This is a genomic window from Paenibacillus sp. FSL H7-0350 (assembly GCF_038593195.1).
In the GTDB taxonomy this organism is placed as follows: domain Bacteria; phylum Bacillota; class Bacilli; order Paenibacillales; family Paenibacillaceae; genus Paenibacillus_AQ.
This window is the reverse complement of record NZ_CP151972.1, coordinates 3,206,877-3,223,595: the sequence shown is the minus strand read 5'-3', so window position 1 is coordinate 3,223,595 and position 16,719 is coordinate 3,206,877. Positions and strand designations below refer to the sequence as shown.

The 16,719-nt window shown below is 38.4% G+C and carries 14 protein-coding genes; 13 read left to right on the top strand and 1 reads right to left on the bottom strand.

All coding sequences use genetic code 11. The annotated features are described in order from the left end of the window. The first annotated feature begins 337 nt into the window (after positions 1-337). Positions 338-1,924 carry a peptide chain release factor 3 gene (locus tag NYE24_RS14645; RefSeq protein WP_036700273.1) on the top strand — a complete coding sequence of 529 codons (1,587 nt, stop codon included), beginning with the start codon at positions 338-340 and terminating at the stop codon, positions 1,922-1,924. Between the two features lie 122 nt (positions 1,925-2,046). Here NYE24_RS14645 and NYE24_RS14640 read toward each other — a convergent pair whose 3' ends face one another. Next, positions 2,047-2,283 (bottom strand): small acid-soluble spore protein SspI, encoded by a 237-nt coding sequence (locus tag NYE24_RS14640; protein WP_036700271.1) that lies wholly within the window; start codon positions 2,281-2,283, stop codon positions 2,047-2,049. A 194-nt stretch (positions 2,284-2,477) separates the two neighbouring features. Here NYE24_RS14640 and NYE24_RS14635 point away from each other — a divergent pair, with 194 nt between their 5' ends. The 12 genes from NYE24_RS14635 to NYE24_RS14580 all read left to right on the top strand — a co-directional run bounded on the left by NYE24_RS14635 (position 2,478) and on the right by NYE24_RS14580 (position 16,718). Then, positions 2,478-3,137 carry a TrkA family potassium uptake protein gene (locus NYE24_RS14635; protein ID WP_036700269.1) on the top strand — a complete coding sequence of 220 codons (660 nt, stop codon included), beginning with the start codon at positions 2,478-2,480 and terminating at the stop codon, positions 3,135-3,137. Positions 3,138-3,168: 31 nt separating this feature from the next. Continuing rightward, complete coding sequence (locus NYE24_RS14630) at positions 3,169-3,975, top strand: RNA methyltransferase (RefSeq protein WP_342478987.1); 807 nt, start codon at positions 3,169-3,171, stop codon at positions 3,973-3,975. A gap of 224 nt (positions 3,976-4,199) precedes the next feature. Further along, on the top strand, positions 4,200-4,940 hold the full coding sequence (locus tag NYE24_RS14625) for a hypothetical protein (protein WP_342478986.1): 741 nt from the start codon (positions 4,200-4,202) through the stop codon (positions 4,938-4,940). Beyond that, the gene (locus NYE24_RS14620) at positions 4,930-7,029 is read left to right on the top strand and encodes a Mu transposase C-terminal domain-containing protein (protein WP_342478985.1); all 2,100 of its coding nucleotides are present in this window, start codon (positions 4,930-4,932) and stop codon (positions 7,027-7,029) included. The genes NYE24_RS14625 and NYE24_RS14620 overlap by 11 nt, the downstream gene beginning before the upstream one ends. After that, a complete protein-coding gene (locus NYE24_RS14615) occupies positions 7,019-7,948 on the top strand; it encodes a TniB family NTP-binding protein (RefSeq protein ID WP_342478984.1) in 930 nt (309 codons plus the stop codon). The genes NYE24_RS14620 and NYE24_RS14615 overlap by 11 nt, the downstream gene beginning before the upstream one ends. A 29-nt stretch (positions 7,949-7,977) precedes the next feature. After that, positions 7,978-8,823, top strand: coding sequence for a TniQ family protein (locus NYE24_RS14610; protein ID WP_342478983.1), 846 nt, complete (start codon positions 7,978-7,980; stop codon positions 8,821-8,823). Further along, complete coding sequence (locus NYE24_RS14605) at positions 8,765-10,009, top strand: hypothetical protein (RefSeq protein ID WP_342478982.1); 1,245 nt, start codon at positions 8,765-8,767, stop codon at positions 10,007-10,009. Before NYE24_RS14610 ends, NYE24_RS14605 begins: the two co-directional genes overlap by 59 nt. Positions 10,010-10,106: 97 nt before the next feature. After that, entirely contained in the window at positions 10,107-11,909 is a 1,803-nt protein-coding gene (locus NYE24_RS14600) for a TniQ family protein (protein ID WP_342478981.1), read from the top strand. A gap of 559 nt (positions 11,910-12,468) precedes the next feature. Then, positions 12,469-13,371, top strand: coding sequence for an ABC-three component system protein (locus NYE24_RS14595; RefSeq protein ID WP_342478980.1), 903 nt, complete (start codon positions 12,469-12,471; stop codon positions 13,369-13,371). Between the two features lie 99 nt (positions 13,372-13,470). Beyond that, positions 13,471-13,722, top strand: a complete 252-nt coding sequence (locus NYE24_RS14590; protein WP_141118549.1) for an ABC-three component system middle component 6 — start codon at positions 13,471-13,473, stop codon at positions 13,720-13,722. Further along, positions 13,715-15,454 carry a DUF2326 domain-containing protein gene (locus tag NYE24_RS14585; RefSeq protein WP_342478979.1) on the top strand — a complete coding sequence of 580 codons (1,740 nt, stop codon included), beginning with the start codon at positions 13,715-13,717 and terminating at the stop codon, positions 15,452-15,454. Before NYE24_RS14590 ends, NYE24_RS14585 begins: the two co-directional genes overlap by 8 nt. Positions 15,455-15,944: 490 nt before the next feature. Then, positions 15,945-16,718 (top strand): putative phage abortive infection protein, encoded by a 774-nt coding sequence (locus NYE24_RS14580; protein ID WP_342478978.1) that lies wholly within the window; start codon positions 15,945-15,947, stop codon positions 16,716-16,718. The last annotated feature ends 1 nt before the right edge of the window (position 16,719 follow it).

Sequence of the window (16,719 nt, the reverse complement as noted above, 5' to 3'; positions counted from 1 at the left end):
GAAGAACTGTTACAGATCCTCCTGCATTTCGCTGCAGGGGGATCTTTTTGCTGAATCGTGAATTTATATTACAAGATATTTCACTACAGCCGCTTTTTTGTAGATAATCTCTGCCGGATTTTGCTATACTGAGAAGGATGCTTTCAACATAAAGATTTCTAAGCCTAGCGCTATAGATGATCCTATAAATGGTAAACGTTACGTTCAAGAAATAGACGTTGATTCTCTGTTGATTTTCGAAGGAAAGGATCTGAATCCATGAATAGCAGACCGATTTGATCGATCCGGCAATAGAGGCAGAAGTAAGCATGAATTTATAGATGAAGGGATATGTGCAATGAATAAAGCAACGGACCATAAGCTTCAGAGTGAAGTCGACAAACGCAGAACCTTTGCGATTATTTCCCACCCGGATGCGGGTAAAACGACACTGACCGAGAAACTTCTGCTCTTCGGAGGAGCCATCCGTCTGGCAGGTACAGTCAAAGCCCGCAAGGCAAGTAAGCACGCCACCAGTGACTGGATGGAAATTGAGAAGCAGCGCGGAATCTCGGTAACGTCCTCTGTGATGCAGTTTGATTACCTGGACCACCGGGTGAACATTCTGGATACTCCGGGTCACCAGGATTTCAGTGAAGACACCTATCGTACCCTCACTGCGGCTGATAGCGCCGTCATGCTGATCGACGTAGCCAAGGGTGTGGAGACACAGACCATCAAGCTGTTCCAGGTCTGCGCGAAGCGCGGCATTCCGATCTTCACCTTCATTAATAAGCTGGACCGTGAAGGCCGCAGCCCGTTTGATCTGATGGAAGAGCTGGAGAATGTATTGGGCATCCGTTCGGTGCCGATGAACTGGCCGATTGGGATGGGCCGTGAGCTGTGCGGCGTTTATGACCGGATGAAGAATCAGGTCGAGCTGTTCCAGGGCGATGACCATTCCGTAATTAAAGTACAGAAGGTGGAGAGCTACCGCGACCCGATTATCCGTGAGATGGCGGGGGAATACCTGCATGATCAGCTATGCGCGGATTTGGAGCTGCTGGATGTAGCGGGCGATCCTTTTGACTATGAGAAGGTGCTGCGCGGGGAGATTACTCCGGTATTCTTCGGCAGTGCTATCAACAACTTTGGTGTGCAGACGTTCCTGGATAATTTCCTGGAGCTTGCGCCGAAGCCTGAACCACGCCGCAGTACAGCGGGCTCTATAGAACCGACGAATGAGAAATTCACCGGCTATGTATTCAAAATTCAGGCGAATATGAATCCCGCACACCGTGACCGTATCGCTTTCCTGCGTATCGTGTCCGGCAAGTTCGAGCGCGGGATGAGTGTGAAGCATGTACGTGCCGGCAAAGACATCAAGCTGTCCCAGCCGCAGCAGTTCCTTGCCCAGGACCGGGATATTGTTGAAGAGGCGTATCCGGGGGATATTATCGGTCTGTTCGACCCGGGCATCTTCCGGATTGGCGACACGCTCAGTCAGGCTGGAGATATGGAGTTCGATGAGCTGCCGACCTTCTCGCCGGAGATTTTCTCCAAAGTCACCATCAAGAATGCACTGAAATCGAAGCAATTCCAAAAGGGGATTGACCAGCTGACCGAAGAGGGCATGATCCAGGTGTTCCGTACCGTCAACTTCGACGATATTCTGCTGGGTGTAGTCGGACAACTGCAGTTCGAGGTGTTCGAGTACCGCATGAAGGGTGAGTATGGCGTGGATGTGCAGCTGCAGCGTATGAGCTACCAGTTCGCACGCTGGATCGTGGATGAGAACAAGCCGGATGCCAGCAAGTTCCGGATCAACTCCACTCTGGTTACGGACAAGAAGGGCAATTACGTAGTGCTGTTCGAGAACGAATACGCCATGCGGACCGCGATGGAGAAGAATCCGACCGCGAAGTTCCTGGAGACTGCACCTTGAAGAGTGTAATAGAAGCAAGATGAGCAGTTAAGCATATGTATGATTAGGCTATAAAAAACCTCCGCCTCCACCTGTGCAGCAGCACGGTGGGGTGCGGAGGTTTTTGGCGGGATGGGCCTCCTCTAGGAGGTGATGGAGCCTGGGGTAAGCTTGTCCAGGTGTCTGTGCAGCATAGAGAGAACCCGGTCCTGCTTCGCAGGGTCGAGGTCCTTCCAGATCATCTCAAAGACGACACCCAGTCCGGGAAGCGCGGCTTCCGGCCCGTCTACGGAATTCTCAATGACCTCCCGCAGACCTTCTTCGGACTGGCCGTGTACCTTGTGAATGATGGCCTGGCGCAAATCAAGGGTGACTGGCATAATCGGCCTCCTTAAAGTTTTGTGAGCATCTGCTTACTGAATCAGCATCGCAAAACTGATTTCGAAAGCAGGGGCTTAGTCAGGTAAGCAGCCTTCTTATAAGGTGCCCTGCGGGAGCGCTGAACATTCAAGTTTATAACGGCTTATGCTATACTGTGTGAGATGTATTATACGTACGGGAGGGACAAGGCTTAATGGCAAAAAAACAGTATGCGATCATCGGCATGGGGCGCTTCGGCTCAAGTGTGGCCAAAGCACTCAGCGGGATGGGTTATGAGGTGCTGGCCATTGATGCGGATGAACAGCGCACCCAGGAAATCTCCAACATTGTGACGCATGCCGTATCTGCGGACTCCACGGATGAAGAGGCGCTGCGTGCGCTTGGCATCCGTAACTTCGATGTGGTGGTAGTCGCCATCGGTGAGGATATTCAGGCCAGCATTCTGACAACGCTGATCCTGAAGGATTTGGGCGTACCTGCTATTATCGCCAAAGCCAAAAGTGAGCTGCACGGCAAGGTTCTGGGTAAAATCGGAGCAGATAAGGTTATCTACCCGGAGCGGGACATGGGGATGCGGGTGGCGCATCATCTCGCTTCTCCGAACATCCTCGATTACATTGAGCTGTCACCGGAGTACAGCATTCTCGATATGAAGGTCTCGGGGCCGATGCTGGGCAAGAACCTGCAGGAGCTTGACATACGTGCCAAATATGGGTGCAATGTGATGGCAATCCGTCAGGGCGAGGAAATGAATATCTCCCCCAGAGCGGAGGACCGTCTGACCGATGGTGATGTCCTTGTCATTGTCGGACGGAAGGATAACCTGACGAAGCTGGAAATGGCTTATCAATAGGAATCTGTGAGGAATAGAAAGGTAGGACCCTATGGAAATTATGTCGCCGCAGAATACGCGGGTGAAGGAATGGGCCGGACTGCAGGAGAAGAAGCATCGTGACCGGTCCGGTAAATATATCGTGGAAGGCATTCATCTGGTACAGGAGGCGCTGCAGGCCGAAGCGGATGTGGAATGCCTGGCTTTTGATCTCGATAAAGGCATGCCGTCTGAGCTGAAGCCGCTGCTTCAGGCTGTCCAGGGTATGGAGGTCATCGGTGTGTCGGCAGCGGTAATTGCCAAGTGCAGCAGCACGGGCACCCCGCAGCCGGTATTCGCCATTGTTCGGAAGGAGCAACAGGGCCTAGAGGCCATTCTGGCGAAGCCGGACAGCCTGGTTGTGGTGCTTGACGGGGTCCAGGACCCCGGCAATGTAGGCACTATCATCCGCAGCGCGGATGCGGCGGGCGCGGACGGCGTGATCCTCGGCCGGGGCTGCGCCGACCTCTTCAACCCGAAGACCATCCGGTCTACGATGGGGTCGATGTTCCACCTCCCGGTAGTGGAGGGAGAGCTAAGTGCCATTCTCCCTCAGGCTCGGGAGGGCGGGGCGCTACTGGTCAGCACCTCGCTGACAGCGGAGGATTCCTGCTACACCCATGATTTTCACGGCAGCCAGTGGCTGCTGATCGGCAGCGAAGGCCAAGGCATCTCGCCCGAGACGGCTGCAATGGTCGACAAAAGCATCCTCATCCCGATGGCCGGCCGCGCCGAATCGCTGAACGCCGCGATGGCGGCGACGATATTGTTGTTTGAGGGGATGCGGCAGCGGGGGAATTATCTTAACCAACCTATATAGCTTGTGAGTAACGGCTATACTTGAGACTAATTCAATCGATAACTGAGACTTTTTTGGTGATATGTTTGAGACTTAAAAAAAACAGTAGTAGCAAAAACCTTGCTACTACTGGCTTTTTTTATTTTATTGCGGGTATGCACTTGAAATTAGTGGGTAATAGATATATTAGAAATATAATTGGATATTACGGTTATAATTGATACTTTCTGAAATGAGGTGTGCTTATGGAATGGGAAAATCATGTATGGAATAATGAAGACATGTTGTTCAGTCCTAAACGCAAAGTGAATAATAGGAGAAGTCACTTTCACCCTCATATCATTGGGAGTTTTTTTAGCGTAAAGAACGGAAGACCAGTTGAATATGAATCTTTATCTGAACGGCTTTTTTATTACTACCTCGAATTAGATACCGAAGTAATACGCTATTATGTACAGCCAGTAGAAGTGCCTGTTTATGATGGGAAAGAAGAATGGATTCATGTCCCGGATGTCCTGGTTTTCAAAAAGCGGTTAAATCCGTTGCTTTATCAAGTGAAACTCGAACCGGAGGCAACACTAGATGAGCATGTAGAACTGTGCAATAGGTATTGCAGAGCATACGTATTGGAAAAGGGTTGGGAATACCAAGTTATATATCCAAAACAACTACCTCAAGCTATATCATACAACCTCAAGCTGCTTAAAGGTTTTTTGAAAGAAAGGAAATACTACTTGCGTTGGTGTGAATTAGTAACTTATAGACTGCGTTGTATTGAATCATGCTCCATAGAATATCTTGCCTCCACATTCACTGATACTAGTGATCCTCTTTTAATAAAACCTTTGATATATCACCTCATTGCCAAAGGAATATTTATGGCTGATGTAAATGAGAGAATTACTTCCCAAAGCCAAATCACATTTAATTCTCAAACTAATGCTCCTTTTATCGGTATACATGGAGGAGCATTATATGGCGTTTAACCAACTAAAACTATATTCGGAATGCTGCCTATATGGAAAAATATTTAAGGTTGTGAGGATAGATCCACCAAATCTTTGGTTAAGAAGGCCAGATGGGGAAGATCTTCAAATAGCTTATACTGATCTTGTGAATCATCCAACCTTCTTACCTGAATCCAGTATGAAATTCGAGAGGAAAGAAGAAAATATAATATACGAAAATATAATTGCGAAGCTGGATGACAATAAAAGAAATGAAGTAAGTAAGCGGTTTGAATTAATACAGCCACTTCTTATTTTAGAGAAGGTTAAAGCCGGAAATGTTCAAGCGATAGCGCAATTTCGCGACAAATGTAAGGATGTTTTACTTGAGAATGAAGAAATTATTGTGCTGAAACAGGAAGAATTAATTAATAGAATCTTAGAAAAACGTGGCGGATCAAGAGCAAGCATTATGCGCTACTTATCGGATTATCGACGTGCAGAATCAGAAAGACAATCACTAGGTTTAGCAGGACTCATTTCGAATAAAGGGAAGGGTTATACCGGTAGAAAAGATAACAAAATGGTAACGATCTGTCATCCTGAGCATCCGGATATCATTCTCGATACTATCTTTGTTCGACTAACAGTAAAGCAAATCGAGATTCTAAAAGAAACCATTGAAAAAGATTATTTAAATAAGTATCGTGTTTCAAAAGCGACCATTCACAGGCTTGTAGAACGACGATGTGCAAGAGTGAATGAGACTGATATAAAATATAGTACTATTTCTGACATTATAGACCGTATTGAAAAAGGGGCTATTGAGCGACTTCGAAATATGAAGAGAGCCAGAGCAGTATATGACGAAGTAGCTCGTGGTTACGCAGACAGAGAGGCCACATGTCGTATGGATATGATACAAATTGATCATACTCGACTAGATATGCAGGTCATTGATGACGCAACGGGGCTTGTAATTGACCGCCCATGGATAACATTGGGAATTGATGTATATTCACGTGGTCCATGGTGTCTTTATTTATCTCATGAAGATCCGTCAATTAATGTAGTCAGAAAAGCGATTCAACATGGGGTTTTTGCTAAAAATGCAAAACATGTATATGGAACAGAGTTGGAGTGGGAGATTTTTGGTATTCCGAATATTATTTATGTTGATAACGGAATGGATTTTAAAAGTAACGAGATCAAACGATTAGTGAATGAAACTCTTCAATCTGAGATCATGCACAGGCCGGTTAAAATACCCCATTACGGAGCAGTTATTGAAAGATTGTTTGGAACACTTAACAGTGAACTGATACACAACATCATGGGTACAACGAAAAGCAGTATTGTGGATAAAGGGGAATTAAATCCTGAAAAGGATGCATTTTTAACTTTAAGTCAACTTCGTAAGATTCTCGTTCATTATTTTGTTGATATTTATCCTTTGCGTCCACATAAAGGCCTAGGTAATAACATATCACCAATGGCGAAATTTAGAGAAAGTGTTAGTGAAGTGGGCTATCCTGAGTGGATTGATAAAAGTGACGAAGAAAAGTATAAAATTAATTTCTTAATAACGGACCAAAAACCATATACGCGGGATGGGGTACGCTGGGATAACAAAATTTATAAATCTGATAAGTGTAATGACCTTATTGGAACTAGAAAAACAAAGTATACAGTGAAGTACGACATTGATGACATTTCGAAAATATACTTACTGCATCCGAAAACTAAAAAGTTCATAGAGCTTTATTGTGAAACCCCTCCTTACGAAACTGTAGTTGGGGTAAATCAATATACTTACAAAAAATTACTGCAGTTTTTACGAAATGAAGGGGAGGGGAAATTAAAGCTTCTACCAGGTAAAGCTCATATGCATAGGGCATGGGAGAGGTTGGAACAATTTATTAGTGAAGGGATGAGAGAGAAAAAAAAGGTAAGACAAACTGTTGCAAGAATGGAGGGGGTAAAGGTAATTGTCTCTACCGCATATCAAGCTCAACAAACAGTTCAAACCCAACAAGCTAAGAAGGCTCAGAATATTGAAGAAGAGTTATATTTGATTGCAAAAAGGGCGGAACAATCTAGTGGAGGTGGATACCAAAATGAGCAGTGAAGAAGTGGAAATTTTAGCTCGTCGTATAAATAAACTATTTATTGAACATGACGAAGTAAAGCGTATTTGGAATCGGCTTGATTCAATGAGAGTGTATATTGAACGTGATGAGTTTGATGACGAAGATGATGAAGAACAGGATCCGAGGCATCTGTTAATTACGGGATTATCCGGCGTTGGAAAATCACAGATTGGAAAAAGGTACGCCAAAAATGTTTCTCGATACACAAAAAAAGTTGATGATGAGGAGATCGACATCATTCCTGTTCTTTATGTAAAACTTCCATATCCATTTACACAGCTTGATTTCTATAAAAAGATTCTTAAAGCACTCGGAACTGAAAACTTCCGCCGAGATGCTCGGATTAATATGATAAAAGATCGAGTACTATTTTTGTTGAAAAAACAAAAAGTTCAAATGATCATTTTTGACGAGATGAACTTTATTATGCGTACGAAGAATTTTGATAACCAAACAGCAATGGAGATGCTTAAAGATTTAACAAATGAGCACCAGGTAAGTATCGTTTGTTTGGGAACCCCTCAAATTGAAAAACTTCACATCATGGAGGATGAATATGTCCGACGATTTGGAAGAGACCATATTAATCGTTTTGAAAATTGTAACGAGAAATTCTGTGAGTTACTAAAAAAAATTGAAGAGGCCATTCAACCGCCGATTCCCATAGGATTATATGATGAAGCGACAGGGCTTCCTCGTTTATTGCATTTCTATTGCCAAGGTCGCATTGGATATTTACATTTGATTATTAAGGAAGCATTCAGATTGCTTAATGTATTTGATCAAGAGTATGTTGATTATTCGAATATTCGAGTAACAGTAGATATATTGAAACAAGCTAAGTTTAATCTATTTCGTGAAAGCGACCATTTAATCAGACCGGAAAATGCGGAATAAAGAGGCCATCTTACAAGGAGATGATTTAATTGAGTCGTCTTACAATTCGTCCCGAAATCAAAGATGGGGAATCCTTAAGTAGTTACCTAATGCGAGCTTGCGGAGCAAATATGGTGCTATATTTGGATTTGTTAAGACATGTACAGCCTATAAGATCTATGGACGTTTTCTATAGACGATCCATTAGAATTGATATTATGCCTCAGCAAAAACACGACATGAAAAGATTAGCTATGTTGATTGGTCAAACAGAGAAAAGTTTATTTGAAATGACTTTTGATTCATTAAGATTAAAACTTAATCATTATGGTCTTTACTTTGATGAAAGTTTTCTGACCTTGATGCCAGTATTATTAGAATCGAATAAACGGAAATTTTGTACCCATTGTCTTGAAGAAAATCTTGGTTTTCAAATGTTATGGCAAGTAAGAGATATCGATGTTTGCTTTAAACATAATGTTAAGTTGAGAACTAATTGCCCGATTTGTAATCACGATCAATCATATATACATAGTAACTTGGGCGCATATCGTTGTTTTCATTGTGAAAATTATTTATTTAGTGAAAATCAGCATTTTCATGAAGCCAATGAAGAATATATGCATCAAAGGTATGCTGAATGGAAATATATATTGGATTCAAAGAAACGATTATTTCCTGGATTAGTAGATGGATTAGACTTGCAGAAAACGCTATGCATCACTCTAATTTATATTCTACAACTACAACTAGAGGAATCGCCCACCCAATATCGCTATAATCTTGTTTCAAGACTTCTACGAAACGACTTTTTACATTCAATCCTTCGTTTTATTAATGATCAAAATTCCCCCCCAGAAAGTAACCTTCTCTCAATTATTGAAAATTTTAAATAAAGCAAAAATAAGAATGATAGATTTTGTGGAAACGAAAGTGCCAGCCAGTTATGTCAACTCAATAAAATCATTAAAAACCCAAGAAGACGTGATTCGTAAATGTCTATCACCTTGGTGCATTACGTTTGAGAAATCGGACGCATTAAAAGAGATTCCATATACTCACTTTTCAAGTTTTAAAAGCCAGAAATTTTCGAACACTAGTATTTGTGTCAATTGTGGAATTAGATATGGATTAAATATGAGTACCAAACAATGGTTAGAAATAGATACTAATATAGACTTGATAAATAACGTGGTTCTCATGTTGTGGTTTGATAAGAGCGAGAAAGAAATACGAATATCATTAGATATTACATATAGAAAACTATATCAGGCTCTCGGATATGCTTTGAGGTATAATTTATTCCCTGATAACAAGCGAGAAATATATATGAAGTATTCGCAATCAGATTTAGACATTATCGAATGTTTCAAAGAGTTGTATTCAGAAGCTACGACAATAACTTATAAGGCACAAAAATGGTATGGATGGCATGGAATAGAGTTTTTTTATCATTTTTATAATCCTGTTGTCCAACAATACCGTTGGATTGAGTATACTCAAAAGAATAAATTTATTAATAAGCAAAAAGTATTAAAAGTCCAACCCCATATAGAAAAGACATTAAATGATATTATTCATTTAGAAGAAGAACTTACTACAAAAGAAATTGCGGCTTCCCTTGATATAGAATTTATTAATTTTCAAAAATATGGTTTTTCTAAAAAAGTCCAAGAAATAAAAAGACAAATACAAAAGCAAGCTACTGAGTCCGAACTTTTTGATAAGGTACAGGAATATGTTAAAATGGTGGATCAAGTAAGATTATCAGTCAAATGTAAGGATGTTTATAATTACATCGGGAAAAGCTCAAATGATATTAAGAAATCCATGCCTTCTTTGGCGAATTATATTACCGAGCAGTCTGCTTTGAGTAAAGAGAAGATGAGAATTTGTAAAATGAAAGATTTTATGAATAGAGCAGATGAAATGATACTAGAAGAATATGAAAATAAAAAAAGTATCCCTTCGGTACGTCAAATAGGAGTTAGGTTGAATATTTACAAAAAGATTCATACTAAATATCGTCCAGTACTAGAACATATAAAAGAATCAATTAGAAAATTGGAGATAAGAAGATAAGGCATTTGGCGCAGCGAAGTTTCTGGCATTACAATTTTTATGTCTAGGACAATCACTTCAAGGGAATAATATATAAAAACTCCGGGAGTGAACTAAGTTGAATAAATTGGTCAAATTTACAGTAAGGCCACAATTGCAAACAGGAGAGTCACTGTTCGGGTTCTTGTTACGTTGTGCCAAAGCCAATGGGATTTCACTTTGCGATGTTCTTAACTGGTTAAAAGTTGGCAAGTATGGACTTCATTCGGGTGATTATCACAAATTAGATATTATTCCTGGGAGTATAATTGATTTAAGCAGACTAAGTTTTGTTAGTAGCACTTTAATAGAAAAACTGAAAGCATCTACTTGTTTTAATATAATTATGAAATTCAAGGGTAACAGTAAGGATTATAATAGTATGTTTCTAAAGGAGTATCTTCGAAATGAATTTCATTATTGCCCGGATTGCCTTAAAGAGAAACGTATTATTCGGCTTTTATGGAAATTTGAACCGATCGTGATTTGCGAAAAGCATCATAGAATTCTATTAGAGCATTGTCACTATTGTAAAAGTAAGATTAAATATAAAGATATAAAAGAAGTAGGAATTTGCCCATATTGTTTAAAAGAATTAAGTGAGCAACGTATTGAGGTTATAGAAGTTATAACAAACCGACTTATATTGGAACATCGATGGTATAGAACAGCCTTTGATTTGCTTTTGAATGATTCTTCAGGGATTCTTTTTGATTCTAGCGAACTTGCATTAAAGCTCTTGTATATACTCAATGGTTGTAAAAGCGACTTTAATAGGAAGGCGATTAGCGGTAATTTGAAAGAAACAACCTTGGTGCATTTTTTACAGTGTGCTAGAGGAACAACTAAAAAGAATACAATCCATATAAGGACCATTCTCAGCATTTTAAAGGCACGAGATATGAATGTAGAAAATTTTTTAACAATTGAGACTCCAGATAAATTTAAGTCAGCTATTTTTAACCATAATGTTAAAGAGAAACATAGTTTAAAGTGTAAAGCTCCTTGGTGTAAAAACTATGAAATAGAAGGAATGTTGTTTGCCACCGCATCAAAAAATATTCAACATCATGGTCAAACTCTTAAACAGTATTTTCTTTGTCCTGATTGTGGTTGTGAATATGGATTGAATTCAAGCAAAGAATTATTAGAGAGAACTTATTTCATAAGGGCTTTTGAGATTCTTTCAAATAGAAATATGGATTATTTAACCTGGCCAGAAAAAGAAAAAATATTTGGATTAAAGCGAAATAGGATTCTGAGAATTATTGCTTATTTTTCCTCAAGAGGTATAGTGAAGGGGAATTATAGGTACTCCGAAAAAGATGTAGATGATACATTGCTGTTAAAAGCAATTGAAAGCATACAAGCAGGTATGAATATTTATGATATTCAACGCTTGAACTACTGGTTTAATGATGAGCACTATTTACTTCATAGATACCATCCACAAGTAGTCAAAGCTATAGTTTCAAAAAAAACATCTTTATATCCAAAATTCATGTACGATAAGGAGTTGGATATGAATATAAGGGAGATTTGTGATCGATTAATTATAAAGGATCAAGAAATAAAGGTTGAGGTTGTTGCCAAGTTAATCGGCTATAGCGCAACAACTATTCGAAACAAAGGTTGCACAAGTATCATTAATACATATAGACAGCAACAGCAGTTGAAATATAGGCGGAATCTAATCACTAGGCTTCAAGAGAGTGCTAACAATTATTTTATTTGCCATGAAGGAGAAATTATACAATCAAAAGATTTGTTTGACCAATTTGAAGTGTGTCGTAGCACAATTAGAAGAGTTGACCCTGATTTTTGTGAAGAGGTTGATCAAAAAAGAGTTAACTGGAATAAACAAGCGAGATTACACATGTGATGTATGAGCAGTACGTCTCGTCTAATTATCATCAAGCCTAACGTCCATAAATCAGAGAATCCTAGCGGAAATGATGTATAAGATGTATCCCGGACAAACTAAGATAAATCCCAACCCCAAACGTAGTCCGGAATATTATGGGGACTTGTCCCAAAAGTAGTGTGTTTTCTGATCTTCATGATCTGCCCCCGATCTCTGGGGTCCTGTGATGTAAAGTTGGTTGCGTTGCTTGGATTAGAAATCGGCCTGGAAAAAGTGGTGCTAGATCTGTTGTTGATGTGCATTTTTGTGTTTCTGCACCAGGGAGGAAGAAAGCTGCTCTCTTTGGAGGTCCAGCGATCCGTACCCCTGATACCGGTTCTTACTTTAGGATTGCTAGTGGTCGTTGTCGTTTTATGGCTTTGAATTATCGATTTACAGATTGTTACAATCATGCTAATGTGAAACTATACTGATTGGAAGCACCGGCGTGTAGTCCGAAAGAATCGGGAAACTCGCCCTGTTGGCTTAGGCTTACAGGGCGAGTTTTTGATTAATAAAGTCAGAAAGGATTGAAATTATGGATGATTTATCTATGTATTTTTATGATGTTAAGTATAAAGAGATTATTCGAGAAAAGACCGAAACTGAGTTTGAAAAATTTTTTTCTAAGGTAATGCAGACAAAATACAAAGATGATTTTATGCCATGTCGTCCATGGGGACAAGAGGGTGACAAGAAAAACGACGGCTATTTAATTAGCGAACGTCACTTATTTGCTGTCAATGGTCCTCATAGTCTTAACCAACCTAGGATGATAAAGAAGATAAATAGTGATTTTTCTGGTGCAATAGATTATTGGGAAGAGTTTTTTGATAAATGGTCTTTTGTACATAATCAAGATTCTTTACCTCCAAAGATTAATAAAGAGTTAATGAAGCTAGGAACTAAATATACTGCCATTAAATTTACGTTTTGGGGTCCAAGTACATTAAGAGATATTATTTTTTCACTAGAAGAAGCTTATATTAGAGATATTTTAGGTCCAGTACCTTCAAAAATTAACTATGCTACATTAAAATTTGAAGACATACAACCAGTAATAAAATCGATCTCTAAAAGATCTAATCCAAGGAAAGAGGATTTGGAACCTGTACCAGAAAATAAACTTTTAATTAATGGCCTAAGTGATCCAATAATTGGACTAATAAAGGCAGGATTAATACGTGCTCCTTTAGTACGACAGTATCTAGACCTTCAAACAGAATTGAATTTAGGAGATCAAATTGCGGATACTCTACGTAGGCATTATGAGGATCTAAGAGATAATACAAAATTAGATTCTGACGAGATATATAGTGAATTGGCTAAATTTATAACAGATCCAAATAAGAAGGATAATCAGGTATATATGGCAGCTGTTCATACTGTTCTTGCTTATTTTTTTGAGCAATGTACAATTTTTGAAAGCGTGAGTGCATAAATGTACAATGAATGTTACATAGAGCTAGAACAAGTTATAATGAAAAAAAGCAGATATAAGAGTGACATTCAGTTGGTTAATAAGGAGGGGGTTGGGATCGTGTTGACACCCACTAAAAATTTGCATGAAGATAAATCAATTATAAAAATTGGTGCTAGAATACTTTCCATATTAAATTCTCCTCGTACGATTAGTACAGCATGGAAATCATATATTCAAATTCAGGAATCTGACACAAATGGAAAGATCAGAATTCAGTTTGATACTTTCATTTTAGCAATAGACTTTTTATACATTATTGGTGCAATTGAATATGAGGATGATTTAATGTGGAGGGCAAGAAATGATTAGGAAGATATATAGCACATTAAGCACGTTTAATACAATAGAGCTTCATGAAGGACTAAATATTTTATTAGCTGATATAACTCAAAGGTCAACTGTAAAAGACACTCGAAACGGGCTGGGGAAAACTACGTTTATTGAGATTATTCATTTTTTATATGGTAGTAGTTGTACAAAGAATAGTATCTTTAAAATGGATCAATTTAAAGATGAATTTTTTATTATGGATATAGACTTAAAAGATAAGCTATATATAGTGAAACGACGTGGTTCTGAATCGAATTTTGTGTATATACAGTGTGAGAAGGGAAGCCTTTTTGAAAAGAAATTCGGCGATGTAAATATTAAGCTAAAAATTACTGAATGGAATGAATTTTTAGGCGAATATTTATTTAATTTAAATCATAGAGATGCAATATTGGAAGCTCATTTAAAATTCCGATCATTATTCCCATACTTTTCTAGGTTAACTAGAGATGGCGGATTTTTAGAAGCGACAAAATATTTCAAATCACAGAATGTGCATCTCACTCAAATTGCACTGTCATATTTACTTGGATTAGACACAAGCTTAGCAATCAGTTATAAGCAACTTGAGGAAAAGAAAAAAGAAATGATTGATCTAAAAAAAGCTATTAAAACAGATTCTTATAATAAGATTATGAATGATGGGATAAATTTAGATACTGAAATTACTATTCTGACTGTTAGAATATCGAAGTGCAAGAAGGATCTTGAAAATTTCCAGATCCACCCTCAGTACAAAGAAATCGAAATTGATGCTAATAGTTATGCTAAAAAAATAGCAGAGCTAAGTAATCAAAATTTTGTTGACAGGCAGATTATAACTGAATTAATTAATGCGTCAGAAAGTGAAAAAAATATTACAGATTTAAATATAGCAGAATTATACGATGAAGTTAAAATTCAAATGCCTGATATTCTATTAAAGAAATTTGATGAAGCTAAAATATTTCATAAGCAATTGGTTTCAAATAGGAAAAAATATTTGCATGAAGAATTAGAGCATTATGAAGAAGCTGTAAAAAGTAGAGATAAGTTAATCCATGAGCTTTCTTTGGAGCAATCTAAAAAGATGATCATTTTGAATACACACGGAGCTCTTGAACAATATTCGCTATTACAATCAGAAATGAATGAACTTGTAAATAAACTAGATATGTACCAAAAACAACAAAATTTCATGAATAATATGCGTGAGGAAGCAGCAAAGCTGAAAATAGAAGAACAAAGGTTAATTATCGAGATTAATCAATCTTTAGAAGAGCATTCTAACACTAAACGCCATGCGATTTTATTAGTCGAAGAGGTTTCTAGTTCTTTATATAACTCTATAGCTCAATTACATATAGGACAAACAACAAATGGTCGATACGATATTGAGATGGTATCCAGAAATCAAAATAGTACCGGGATTAATAGTATGTTAATTTATTGTTTTGATATGATGTTAATTCAAATGTCAAAGTATTTAGGAAGAAAAATGGATATTTTAATACATGATAGTACTCTTTTTGATCCAGTGGATGAAAGACAAATAGCCGAAGCGTTGAGGTTTGGTAAAGATAAATCTATTGAGGATGGTTTCCAATATATAGTTACTTTGAATTCTGACGCTTTACCTGAGAGCGTGAGAGAGGAAGTGTCAGACTCCATAGTTCCTGTGCTATTAACAGATACAGATGAATCAGGATGTCTATTTGGAGTTTATTATTAAATCGAAAATAGGTTCTTTGTTATAAGCGATGCTACAAAATATATCCTGTTTGAATCAGCAGGATACACATAAAAAATTACCCATCATTTATTCACACTTAAGATTAAAATGCATAGGTCGCTATTTTTAGCGACCTATTACTTTTTAATATCAACTGGACTGAAAGGAACAAGCCACTGAATCAGTTCAGCGACGAGGGCTTCAAATTTCCTTTGGTCTTTCATGGAACGGTAAACCTCCTCCTGAAATGAACTGGAAAATATCTTCCTAAAGCCGAGACAGGTAGGCAAGACAGTTATAAATCCATAACTTGGCGTTTATGAGCGGGCGAACTAGAACTCCTTCATCTTTCGGATGGGCAATCCTGCCAGTTCGCGGCGTTATGATTCAGCGATAAAAAGATTATTTCATATCAAATTATTAGACGATATTATTTCTCTTAATAATAATTAAATGGAACTACTATGGTTATATGGGGGACTAAAGAACTGTGGGGAATAATACAAAAAAGGATAACAAAAAGGAACCGCGAACGCCAAGTTCCATCACTATTATAAACTTAATTGTTTGGAGTATGGTTTTATGGCTCCTACCTTCTGCGGGACTCTTTTTGATTTTTTTTGAAAAAGGAACCCGCGAAAGGGCTACTGAAATAATAACGGTTATTGCGCAGATAGGAGATTCTTTTGGTGCTATTAATGCTTTATTCTCAGGCCTAGCCCTTGCTGGCGTTGTTTATACGATTGTGTTACAGCGAAAGCTTAGCAATCAACAGAGCTTTGAAAATAAATTTTTTCAATTACTTAATTTGCATCATACGATAGTATCTGGATCCGGAGAGAATTTAGTTGAGTTATTTAAACATATTAGTATGCAAATCAAGCAGAACTATGAGAAAAAGAGCCAATCACCAAGTGGATGTAGTCAGGAAGATTTAGTTGAAATCTACAATCGAAATTATAAAGTACACCATGCATTAATGGGCCATTATTTTCGGAATTTATATCACATTGTGAAATATATTCATGAATCAAATGAAATCGATGATAAAGAAAAAGAAAGATACATAAAAATTCTTCGTGCACAGCTATCTGCATATGAGATTGTTCTCCTTGCCTATAATGGGCTAACGGAAATAGGTAAGGGATTTAAGCAATTAATAATTGATTATAAATTATTGAATAATTTGGACTCCGCAGACGATGTGGCAGGGCCAGATATTCTAAAAAGAAACTACGAGCATTTAGAAAATGTCATGAAATAAA